The sequence below is a fragment of the Dawidia soli genome, from assembly GCF_018598185.1.
Lineage (GTDB): Bacteria > Bacteroidota > Bacteroidia > Cytophagales > Cyclobacteriaceae > Ohtaekwangia > Ohtaekwangia soli.
This window is the reverse complement of the sequence record NZ_JAHESC010000022.1, coordinates 62,236-73,606: the sequence shown is the minus strand read 5'-3', so window position 1 is coordinate 73,606 and position 11,371 is coordinate 62,236. Positions and strand designations below refer to the sequence as shown.

The following is an 11,371-nucleotide window of genomic DNA, read 5'->3' as shown; positions in this document are numbered from 1 at the left end:
ACATGTATACCATGAAAAGCATACAGAGAAATACAGGAATGATGATCGTCATGCTGATCAGCCTGCTGGCGTGTAACGACGATTTCCTGAACACCCAGCCCCTGAACGAAGTGCTGACCGACCGCGTATGGAAGGATGCCAGCCTCGCGCAGGCGTTTGTGACGGATATTTACAATGGCCTGGGCAACGGCGGCTTTGACGAGCAAATGGTAGCATCGCTTACCGACGAAGCGATCTTCACCCACCCCGGCCGTGGTATCAATACCATTACCGAGTCTCGCTCAAACCCGGCAGACCAGGGCTGGATCAACAACACCCTCAACTGGACGCAAATGTACCAGCGCATCCGCGCGTGCAACCTGGCGCTGGAAAACCTGGCCGCGCCGCAATTTGAAAATACTGCCGGCATCGAAGCCGACCGGTTACGGGGTGAAGCGCACTTCATGCGCGCGTACTTTTATCAGCAACTGTTGCGTTACTATGGCGGCATCCCGCTCATCGATCGTTCCTACACGCTGGGAGAATCCGACTATACCGTGGCCCGCAACACCTACGAAGAATGTGTCAACTTTATCGTAGCCGACTGCGACGCCGCGGCGCAACTACTGCAGGGTAAGAACATGGCCAGCGGCCGTGCCAGCTATGCCGGTGCATTAGCCCTCAAGTCACGTGTATTGCTCTATGCCGCCAGCGACCTGCATGACATCCCTACGGCCGCCGCCAAGTCCGACGTAGTGGCAAAAGCCAAGCAACCCGCAGTAATAGGGTATACCACCGGTGACCGTGTGGCGCGCTGGCAAAAAGCACGCGATGCTGCCAAAGCCGTGCTCGATATCGGCGGCCTGGGCTACGAAGTAGCGCTTGCCGCGCCCGTTACGCCCGAACAAGGTACGGCCAATCACAGCAACGCGGCATTGGCGCGCAACGGTGGAGAACGTGAGCTGATCTTCGCGCGTTATTTCATCAACGCCAAAGACGAGGGGGGAGCGTGGGTAGGCCGCAACAACGGCCCCAACGGTTACCACAACTGGGCCGGTAACACGCCGATACAAAACCTGGTCGATGACTTTGAAATGATCGACGGCACTTCCTTTGACTGGAACAATCCCGCACACGCCAGCGCGCCCTATGCAAACCGGGACCCTCGTTTCTACGCCACCATTTTGTACGACGGCGCAGGCTGGAAACCACGCACTGCCGACGTGGCCGCCAAAGATCCCTACAACGAGATTCAGACGGGCCAGTATCAAATCGTCAGTGCCTCCGGCGCGGTAACGACCTACTTCGGACTCGACACACGTCAAAGCTCGGTCGAGGACTGGAACGGGTCGCGCACCGGCTATTACATGCGGAAGTTTATCGATTCAGATCCGGCCGTGGTAGATCAGAATACACGCCAGCAAATACCCTGGCCCATCCTGCGCTTCACGGAAGCGATCCTGAACTATGTGGAGGCCTGCATTGAGCTGGGAGAAGACGAAGAGGCCAGAACCTGGCTGAACAAAGTGCGCTTCCGCGCTGGTATGCCGGCCGTTGCCGAAAGCGGCGAGGCCCTGAAGGAACGATACCGCAACGAGCGCCGGGTGGAAATGGCCTATGAAGAACAACGCTACCACGATGCGCGCCGGTGGATGATCGCCGCCGAAACGATCGGGCAGAAGGCCGTGCGGATGAATATCACGGCCACGCTCAAGCCCGGCAAAGATGTAAAGATATACCGATACGATACCGACTCCTACAACTATGTGTACGAGGCGCAGGAGATCGACCCCGGTATTGAGAACCGCCTCTGGCTGGATAAAATGTATTACCTGCCCATTCACCGCGATGAGATAAACCGCAATAACAAGCTGGTTCAGAATCCCGGTTACGAAGCTACCGATGTGCCATAGAGGTTAGCCACCTACCGTTTAAAGAGCGTTACGCCGGGGCTCCATCCGCGTAGCGCTCTTGCTTTATAAACCTAGTATCTGGCGCAAGTGTTAAACACCAAGCGTTAGCGCGGGTGTGTCACTTGTGCCCGGCATGGAGGCAGTCTCCCGACTGCCAACGGTAACGTCGTAATCTGGGTAACCATACACGCATATGGCCTCACCCGTCCCCGCATCCTGGTACGCAGCAATTTCCCGCCCGCCCTGGAATTTCGAAGAAATCCAGTTTCTTTGCGGACGATGAAGAAAGTACAGATCGATGGATTAGGCCTTTGGCAGTTCGACCAACTGGGGACCGAAGCAGGTGTAAAACATTTTGTATCCGACCGCGGGCCGTACGGCGAAAAAGAATTCACGCTGAGCTATTCCAGCTCGCCCAACCGAGAGGAGATCCGGCAGAACCGCCACCGGATAGCAGCCGCGCTCGGCATCGCGGGCAACCGCCTTTTTTTTCCGTCGCAAGTACACAAAACCCGCATCGTACAGGTTGCCGAAGATACCCTCGTGGAAGAGCTCCTGGAAACCGACGCGCTCATCACCAACCAGCGGGGCGTGGGCCTGGCCGTCATGTCGGCCGACTGTGTGCCGATCATTCTCTATGATAAAAAGAACCAGGCTGTCGGCGCCATTCATTCCGGCTGGCGGGGCACGGTAGCGCGCATCCTTGAAAAGACCCTGCACGAAATGCAGCGCGTCTACGGCACACAAGGCGCGGACGTTGTTGCCGGCATTGGTCCTTCAGTCTGTCAGGACTCGTACGAAGTAGGCGAAGAGGTGGTACAAGCCGTAGACGAGGCCTTTGGCAAAGACAGCGGCCTGATGATACCCCAACCACAAGGCAAAGCCAAGCTGGACCTGTGGAAGGCCAATGCGTACCAGTTGCTCGGGTTTGGCGTGCCCGCCACCCAAATTGAAGTGTCCAACCTGTGCACCGTCAAAAACAATAACTATTTCTTTTCGGCCCGTCGGCAGGACGCCGGCCGTTTTGCCGCGGGAATTGTGTTAGCGTAAGGATCATAAAACTTTTTTGCCTGGCCTCACATCGTATAGATAGTCCTATACGACACTAAATCCTTTTTGATATACACTATGAAAAAGTGCATCCTTATGCTCGTGGCATGCTATTGCCCTATATTTTGTCAGGCACAAACAACGTCCGGCAAGACCGGGTATATCGACATCCATTACATCTTCACGCGCCTGGCCGAAGTAAAAACAGCGGAGGCAGAATTGTCATCCCTGCAACAGCAATATAGTAAACAGCTGGAGGCAAAGGCACACGTATTGCAGGCCAAACAGCAAGAGTACGTTACCGCTGAAAAGACCCTTTCGGAATCGATGCGTCGCATCGCGCAGCAGGATATACTGTTGCTGGAGAACAATCTGCAAAAGTTTCAGGAAGACGCCGTCGCGGCGCTACAGCAAAAGAAGGCATTGCTTATGAAACCGGTGCTCGTGAAAATACATCAGGCTGTAGAGGCCGTCTCGCGTACAGAAGGTTTTAGCCTGGTGTTGATGCAGGCAGAAAACGTGCTATACGGCGAGGCCGCGCTGGACATTACACTCCCGGTACTGACCGTGCTGGGCGTGACGTTATCAGACGCAGACAAACAGCAATACAAACAACCCCGCAACAATCTCTACAGCTGGCTGGGTGTAAACGAGCGCTTATCGCCCATTAAGCAGTAACGGCCAATCCCGCTTTCGAACAATATTTCCCGCCAGTGGACAGGTGTTGGCGGCAAAGCTGAGAAATGGTGCTTTTACAGGTTGTTTTGAAAGCCGTACTTTGGCAAGGGAAATGCATAGCCCTGCCTGTCATGATCAGAAATTACTTTCGTATCGCACTCCGCGCCTTTCTGCGCAACGGCGTTTATTCCTTCATCAACGTCGCGGGCCTCTCCGTGGGCATTGCCTGCAGCATCCTTATTCTCCTGTGGGTGCACGACGAAGTTACGTATGATCGGTACTTTCCGAAGTACGACCGGCTGCACAGGATACAATCGCACACCGTCACCGATCAGGGCATCACCACGAGCGAAGAAACCTCTATGCCCCTGCGCGAGCATCTGCTGGCCGCCGACAGCCGCATCGAGCGCTACGCCGTTACCGTGGGCCAATATGCACTGCTCTCGGTGGACGATAAGAAGATCAACAAAGTGGGCTACGACGTAAGCGAGTCTTTCCTCGAGATGTTCGACTTCCGGATGCTGTCGGGCAATCCCGCGACGGCCCTTGCCGATCCACGCTCCATCGTGCTGACAAAGTCTACCGCCGTGGCGCTCTTTGGTGACGAAGACCCCATCGGTAAGATCGTGCAAGTCAAACTGGAAAATAAAGATGATCTGAAAGTGACCGGCATCATAGCCGATCCGCCCGCCAATACATCGTTCTCGTTCGACTTCCTGTTGCCCTTCTCCTATTTCGAAGCCACGTCGGTGTGGATCGGTTACGCACGCGACAACTGGAACAACAATGCGTTCCAGACGTTCGTCGAGCTTCAGCCCGGCGCCAATGCGGCGGAGGTGAGCGGCACCCTCCGCGACATCGTAAAGAAGAACAATCCATCCTCGCGTGACATATCGCTTTTTTTACATCCCATGAGCCGCTGGCATCTGCATAACCATTTTGAGGATGGCCGCGAAGCCGGAGGTATGATCGACTACGTTACGTTGTTTGGCGGCATCGCGGTCTTTATACTCGTCATGGCCTGCATCAACTTTATGAACCTGGCCACGGCCCGCTCCGAACACCGGGCGCGCGAGGTAGGCATTCGCAAGAGCGTAGGCTCCAGCCGTCCGCAGTTGATCGCGCAGTTCATGGGCGAATCGCTGTTCATGGCCGTGGTAGCCTTCGCGCTTTCCATGGTCATGGTGCAAATAGCCCTGCCGTTCTACAACACCCTCATCGCAAAACGCCTGGCGATCGATTTTTCCTCGCCGCTCTTTTGGACCTTCTCGCTAAGCCTCATACTGATCACCGGCATACTGGCCGGCAGCTACCCCGCATTCTATTTGTCTTCCTTCCGGCCGTCGCGCATCCTGCGGGGCAGCGAGGGCGTGGCGGGTAAAGGCGCCAGGCCGCGTCGCATGTTGGTCAGTGTACAGTTTGCATTCTCCATACTGCTCATCATCGGCACGGTGGCCGTGCACCAGCAGATACGTTATTTGCAGTCGCGCGAGCCGGGCTATGATCGCGAGAACCTGCTCATGATCACGTCCACAAGCGACATCGAAAAGAACTATCAAACACTGAAGCGTGAGCTGCTGCAGACCGGCGCCGCCGTGTCCGTCTGCAAATCCAACAGCCCCATTACACGCATCTATGCCACGAGCGAAATTGAAGACTGGACAGGCAAGCGCCCCGGCCAGCACATCGAGGCGACGAACATTGCGACGGAGTACGACTACACGCGCACCATGGGCATCGGCATGCTCCAGGGCCGCGACTTCTCCGAAGACTTCAGGAGCGATACCACCGCCGTCATCCTCAACCGCGCCGCAGTGGAAGTCCTGGGCCTGCAAGATCCCGTCGGCGATAAAATACAGATGTGGGGACAAACGTGGAACATCATCGGCGTCATGGACGACGTGCTCATGGGCTCGGAGGCACATCACATCGGCCCGTTGGTCATGAACTTCGACCCCAGCTGGTCGAACACCATCAGCGTGCGCCTGCCGCAAGGCGACAACCTGCCGGCCCGGGTCACGCAGGTAGAAGAGGTGTTTAAGAAATACAACCCCGACTATCCCTTCGAGTACAAATTTGCCGACGCCGATTTCGCCGCCAAGTTCCGGACCATGAACATGATCAGTGACCTGGCCGGGGCCTTTACCGTGCTGGCCATTTTCATTACCGCCCTCGGGCTGTTCGGCATGGCCGCCTTTACCGCCGAGCGGCGCGCCAAAGAGATCGGCATCCGCAAGGTCATGGGCGCATCGGTGGTCAGCGTGGTGTTATTGCTCACGCGCGAATTCTCGCGTTTGGTGGTATGGGCCTTTATCCTAGCTGCACCCGTTGCATGGTGGGGCGTGCAGCAGTTCCTGGAACGGTACCCCGTTCGCATCGGCATGCCGTGGTGGATCTTTCCGCTGGCTGGCGCGGCTGCGTTGATCATTACGGTTGTGATCGTCAGCGCACAAGCCATTCGCGCGGCCGTACGAAACCCCGTAGACACCCTGCGGCGCGATTAGAAGCAAGATCAGATCCAGGCTACTGAGAGGAGGCCGCCGGTACGATGTGCCGGTACAGGGGCGTTAATGCGTCCAGGGCCTGGGTAATCGTGGTTGTGATCTTATCCGTTCCCACGGCCGGGTCGCCCGGTCCGTACGACCGGCTGATGATCAGCGGAAAATACATTTCTTCATCTGCCTTTAGAAACTCCCAAAGCACATCTGCCTGCTGAAAGCTCTCCACGGGCTGTACCACGCCGGCACACTCCAGCGTATAGCCGGGGCCCAGTGCTGCCAGTCGTTGCAGAAACGCCGAGCGATAGCCCGGATCATAGAGCTGTTTATGGAAATGCTGCCGGTCGGCCTTACCGGTGCCGGCAAGGTCGGAGGTAATACCCATGCTCACGTCTTGCGGGCCAACGGTCAGACGCAGGTACAAACCGTCGGGTGCCGGCTGCGGCGCAAGATCCAACCAGAGGCTGCGCAGCTTTTGATAGGGATGCTCGGCCGGCAGGAGGCTCGCTGTAGCGGGCGCCACGTCGGTGCGGCCCGCGAGCCCTACCGTGCGCAGGGCAGGTTTTAAGGCATCATATAATTGCGACAACTTGGTGAGGACCTGTTGCCGCTCGGCCTGTACCTCGGGGGTAGCGAGCAACGCCTTCTGGCGGTCGAAGGTCAGAAAGTCTTCCTTCTTAAAATACTGGGTCTTAAAGCGAATGCTATCCCATTGAAACCCGGCGGTGGTCAGGGCCAGCGCTTGATCCAGCTCCCGTCGCGACGCAATCTCGCGTTGTTTGAGCGCCGGGTAGATCGATTCGTACTCCCGCAATAGATTCTCTGTCAAAGGCTCGGCAAACTCGTAATAGCCCGTGAACCAGGACTTCAGCGCCTCGATCTCTTTTTGGTCATCCACCCGAAAGAAAATCTCTTCGTGGTCCTTGATCCCGCCCAGCGTAAAGTGCCCGGAGCCGACAAACGCAACCGACTTGCGAAAGGGCAGATCAAAAATATAGAGGTTCGGGTGAAAGAAATTTTTGGTATAAACACTCAGCGTGATACGGTCCTGGTAGTGTTTCCAGAGGCGGCGCAGCACCTGTACAGAGGTAAGGACGTCAAACCCGGTGACGATCTCGATCTTGCATTTCGGCGGAATGCGACTGTTGATAAAGTCAAATCCTGCCTGTGAAATGGCGGCCGTGGCAATGTAAACATGCTGGGCCTCGGCCAGTATTTTGCCGTTGATCAGAGGTACTGCAAGCTTTTTTACGAGCATGGAAGGAGGGAGAGCTGGGGGCTACAGGCGTAGCGGTTAACGATGGGGATGGGCGTGCGGGGTGTGAGCGGGAAATTTAAAGGGGCGGTCATTTGCTTCGAGGCAAATGACCGTAGTGCCCTTTCAGCGAATTATTTTACGTTCTTGGTTACGATTGTCGCTAAATCGAACATCGAGATTTGACCCTTGCCGGCGAATAAAACTTTCAGCTTAGCGTCAGCATTGATCATACGACGGTTCTTTTTGTCTTGCAGGCCGTTCTTCTTGATGTAGTCCCAGATCTTCTTGATCACTTCGGTTCTGGGTACTGCCTTGTTACCGATTACGTCTGCCAGCGCAGGGCTAGGTGTCATGGGAGCCATGAACGCTGCATTCGGCTTGCGGGCCGACTTCTTAGCAGCCTTCTTGGGAGCAGCAGCTTTCTTAGGAGCAGCCTTCTTAGGGGCAGCTTTCTTAGCAACCTTCTTTACTACTTTCTTAGCAGCCTTCGCTGCCTTTTTCGGGGCTGCTTTTTTTGCAACCTTCTTACTCGCTTTTTTTGCCATTTTTCGAATGAGTTTAGTGTAAATAATTTTAAATATACATCCCTTCTGCATCACACCAAATAATATGCGATACAGTTTTTTTTCAGAGCACTAAAAGTGCATGCCAGCACCCGCGGTACAAGCCTTACTCCCCTCGGAAAACAGCGTCATCTCAGACTTTTTTAGTTATTTCGCCCCCATGATAATGCGATACTCGTGGCCCGCGCTCGTGTGGCTGCTCATAGTGCTGGTGCTTACACTCATTCCCGGTCCCGCCATTCCCGAAGTAGGATTTTCCTTCCGGATCGACAAGATCGTTCACTTCATTCTCTTTGGTATTCAGATGGTATTGACCGCGTATGCCCTCGGGAAACACACTGCGCTACGAGGCGCACCGGCCCGTCCGGTACTCATTTCCGCCATCTTCAGCATTGTCGCGGGCATCGGCATCGAGTTCCTCCAACGGTTCGTTCCCGGGCGTAGCTTCTCCGTCTTCGACATGGTAGCCAACACCATCGGAGTCGGTATTGGCTATTATGTATTTCGCTATTTAAAGAAGCGGAATCGCCTCTGACACTCCTTATAAAAGGCTCCGGACGTCGCCAACCAGCGCGGGGCAGGGCTTCGCAAAGACATGGCCCATCCCGACAGGTGTGCGTACCGTTGCCGCCGGCAGCTTCCCGGCATAGTAATGCACATGCTCGAAAGACACGACGTCATCGTCTTCGCTGTGATACAGATACAGGGGGCGAATAACGGGTAGTCCGGTAGGGAAATCCTTCCGCAACAAGTATTCATCTACCTCCCAATCGTCCATTCCCCAGTAAGGCATGGCTATCAGCACCATGCCCGCGATGCGCGGAGCGAAGGCTTCTTCCGAGAGATATTTGAGCAATACCGACCCGCCCAGTGAGTGGCCCATCAGCACTACTTCCCCGGGCAGCGTCGGAACCAACGCGTCGAGCGCCTGCTTCCACGAGGCATACGTGGGGCTATCGGGCGAAGGCATGCGCGGCGCCAGCAGGGTGACATCCGCCCCGAGCCCGGCACGCAGATGCCGCAGCAGATCGTTGCTTCCCTCATGCTCTCCCTCCTGGGAACCGGCACTGTGAATAAATAAGATGGTGTGTTTCATAGGGCGGGCTATTACAGACGGGTTAAGGAGATCTGCATCCAGTCCTGCCAATGCACACCGTCATCGGTGCGCTCCCAGTGAGCCCGCATGGCGTTACCCCGGTCGCTGATGGTGAGGGTAGCGCGATCCGCCGCGCCTTGGAAAGTCCACACATCGCCGTGTACAGTCGCCCGGTAAGAGCCGGTATTGCCCAGGTTGTCAAAGAACGTTGTGAGATAAGTGTTTGTGGCGACGTCGTAACCGATGACCTCCAGCGTCTTTGCGTCGTCTGTACCCATCCGTACGTCGACGCGGTGTATCATAAAAAATCCGCCCGGCAGCCACTCATAGGTATCCGTTCCTTCTATCTTAATGGAAGGTGCATCTTTTGTTGCCACCGTCTGCCCCTGCGTGCGCCAGCGTCCTTCGAGTGTGCCCATCAGCTTATGCGCTGTCGTGGGCTGTGTATTCTCCGTTGCCATGGTTGTTTTATGTTTATGTATCGGGTAGTCTGCTAAAGTGTTATGCCTGCGTGCCGGCCGGTGTGCTGCCAGCTATACGTCAAAGATAGAATCTAAGAAGGGCGCCTGTCCGTCGCTAACATGACAACGTCGGGGGGATAATGAGACAAGCCCATTGGCAAAGCTTCACATGGGGGCGGGGTGCCAGTAGGGAACGTCTGGTTTTTGTTCAGTTTTTCAAGGAATTAGCCAGGCATGCTTGTACAACAAGGCTGTCCTGTTTGCCCCCTCATGTTGTCGCGAACTCCACTCACACAACCGCCTTTTTAGCAAGTATGTTTGTGCAACCAAAAGGTTTCAGGTAAATTGATACAGAAACCCGGTAGAAAACAACATTGTCAAACCTTAAACTCTGAATAATTATGAAAATCGCTGTAATCATTGTCCGCGTACTGATGGGCCTTCTTTTCCTCTTCTCATCCGTATCGTATTTTTTCAACCTCATACCTGTGCCGCCGCTGGAAGGCAACATGAAAACCTTCAGCGAGGGCCTCGCGGCGTCGGGTTACCTCATGACCCTCATTAAAGGAACCGAGCTGATTTGCTCGTTGGCACTCATCTCGGGCTTCTTTGTGCCCCTGGCACTGGTCGTACTCTTCCCCATTATCGTCAACATCTTCTTTGTCCACCTCTTGCTCGCTCCCGACGGCATGCCCGTAGCCATCTTCGTCCTCGCCGGCGCCTTGTTTCTGGCCTACGCCAAACGCGATCACTACAAACCCCTGCTGACGGCGAAGTAAAACAAAAAATGCTTGTATGCGCGAAGCGCATACAAGCATAACTGGCCGCAGCCGGGTTGTATGGCCGGATTACTTCGTCATACCCATCAGCGCCTTCGCTGCATCCGACTCCAGGAAATTCTCCGAATCATCATGATCCGTAGAAAGCGTGACCGGCATCCACTGCTCAAACTCCGCCTGCCGTTGTTTGTCAGCGTGCTTCAGGAACCCCGCCGCCTCACTGCCCAGCACCAGGTGCACCGGCGCCGTCGGACCGGCCACCAGCTCGATCATCACCTTTGCAGCCTTCTTCGGGTCACCCACCGGTATAAAACCATCACCCTTAAAACGCGTAGCCATAAAGCCGACCGTGGTCTCATACCCTTCCACATGCGGCGCATAGCTCATCGACGCACTGGCCCAGTCCGTACGAAAGCCACCCGGCTCCACACACGTAACACGAATGCCCAGCGGCGCGACCTCCTTCGCCAAGGCCTCGCTAAAGCCGCTCAGGCCGAACTTTGCCGCCTGGTACATCGTCAGCCCGGGGTTGCCTATACGGCCACCGATCGAGCTGATCTGCAGAATGTGCCCCGACCGCTGCTTGCGCATATAGGGCAATACAGCCCGCGTCACTTCGATCGGCGCATAGAGATTCGTATTCAGCTGGCTGCGAACCTGCTCGTCGGTAAACGCCTCGGCCGCGCCGGTAATGCCAAAGCCGGCATTGTTTACCAACACATCGATCTTCCCAAAATGAGCAACCACATTGCGCACGGCCTGGTATATCTCGTCATGTTTTGTCACATCCAGCCGCACGGGATAAAGCCGGTCGGGATACTGCTGCACCAGGTCTTGCAATTGTTCAGGATTGCGCGCCGTAGCCGCCACACGATCGCCGTTCGCTAATACTGCTTCTGTCAGGGCACGTCCCAAACCGCGGGAGCTGCCGGTAATGAACCATACTTTTGTCATTGTCTTTCTTGATTTAACAACAGCAAAGGTAGAGCAGCAACAACGCTCGGGCTTTGTTTTGAAGCTCAATGTGGTTTGTTGTGGGGCTCAGCTCATATTAGCCCAGGGCGCGGCACCACCACCGTTATAACCAACAACTGGG

The 11,371-nt window shown here is 55.6% G+C and carries 11 protein-coding genes; 6 read left to right on the top strand and 5 right to left on the bottom strand.

The features are described from left to right. The first annotated feature begins 11 nt into the window (after positions 1-11). The 4 genes from KK078_RS15920 to KK078_RS15905 all read left to right on the top strand — a co-directional run bounded on the left by KK078_RS15920 (position 12) and on the right by KK078_RS15905 (position 6,124). The gene (locus KK078_RS15920; protein ID WP_254091285.1) at positions 12-1,892 is read left to right on the top strand and encodes a RagB/SusD family nutrient uptake outer membrane protein; all 1,881 of its coding nucleotides are present in this window, start codon (positions 12-14) and stop codon (positions 1,890-1,892) included. A gap of 279 nt (positions 1,893-2,171) precedes the next feature. Then, on the top strand, positions 2,172-2,942 hold the full coding sequence (gene pgeF, locus KK078_RS15915) for a peptidoglycan editing factor PgeF (protein WP_254091284.1): 771 nt from the start codon (positions 2,172-2,174) through the stop codon (positions 2,940-2,942). 78 nt (positions 2,943-3,020) lie between these two features. Next, positions 3,021-3,620, top strand: coding sequence for an OmpH family outer membrane protein (locus tag KK078_RS15910; protein WP_254091283.1), 600 nt, complete (start codon positions 3,021-3,023; stop codon positions 3,618-3,620). Positions 3,621-3,751: 131 nt separating this feature from the next. After that, positions 3,752-6,124 (top strand): ABC transporter permease, encoded by a 2,373-nt coding sequence (locus tag KK078_RS15905; protein ID WP_254091282.1) that lies wholly within the window; start codon positions 3,752-3,754, stop codon positions 6,122-6,124. Between the two features lie 19 nt (positions 6,125-6,143). Here KK078_RS15905 and KK078_RS15900 read toward each other — a convergent pair whose 3' ends face one another. Together KK078_RS15900 and KK078_RS15895 are read right to left on the bottom strand one after the other, a co-directional pair. Continuing rightward, positions 6,144-7,376: a restriction endonuclease PLD domain-containing protein gene (locus KK078_RS15900; RefSeq protein WP_254091281.1), complete on the bottom strand. Its 1,233-nt coding sequence runs from the start codon at positions 7,374-7,376 to the stop codon at positions 6,144-6,146. Between the two features lie 131 nt (positions 7,377-7,507). After that, on the bottom strand, positions 7,508-7,921 hold the full coding sequence (locus KK078_RS15895) for an SWIB/MDM2 domain-containing protein (protein WP_254091280.1): 414 nt from the start codon (positions 7,919-7,921) through the stop codon (positions 7,508-7,510). A 178-nt stretch (positions 7,922-8,099) separates the two neighbouring features. On the opposite strand from KK078_RS15895, the gene KK078_RS15890 reads away from it, so the two are divergent. After that, positions 8,100-8,474 (top strand): VanZ family protein, encoded by a 375-nt coding sequence (locus KK078_RS15890; RefSeq protein ID WP_254091279.1) that lies wholly within the window; start codon positions 8,100-8,102, stop codon positions 8,472-8,474. A gap of 6 nt (positions 8,475-8,480) precedes the next feature. On the opposite strand, the gene KK078_RS15885 is transcribed toward KK078_RS15890, so the two are convergent. Together KK078_RS15885 and KK078_RS15880 are read right to left on the bottom strand one after the other, a co-directional pair. Next, positions 8,481-9,035 (bottom strand): alpha/beta fold hydrolase, encoded by a 555-nt coding sequence (locus tag KK078_RS15885; protein WP_254091278.1) that lies wholly within the window; start codon positions 9,033-9,035, stop codon positions 8,481-8,483. Positions 9,036-9,046: 11 nt separating this feature from the next. Continuing rightward, a complete protein-coding gene (locus KK078_RS15880; protein WP_254091277.1) occupies positions 9,047-9,496 on the bottom strand; it encodes a DUF1579 family protein in 450 nt (149 codons plus the stop codon). Between the two features lie 401 nt (positions 9,497-9,897). On the opposite strand from KK078_RS15880, the gene KK078_RS15875 reads away from it, so the two are divergent. Beyond that, complete coding sequence (locus KK078_RS15875; RefSeq protein ID WP_254091276.1) at positions 9,898-10,275, top strand: DoxX family membrane protein; 378 nt, start codon at positions 9,898-9,900, stop codon at positions 10,273-10,275. 69 nt (positions 10,276-10,344) lie between these two features. Here the strand turns inward: KK078_RS15875 and KK078_RS15870 are convergent, their stop codons facing one another. Next, positions 10,345-11,229 carry an oxidoreductase gene (locus KK078_RS15870; protein WP_254091275.1) on the bottom strand — a complete coding sequence of 295 codons (885 nt, stop codon included), beginning with the start codon at positions 11,227-11,229 and terminating at the stop codon, positions 10,345-10,347. Positions 11,230-11,371: the final 142 nt, after the last annotated feature.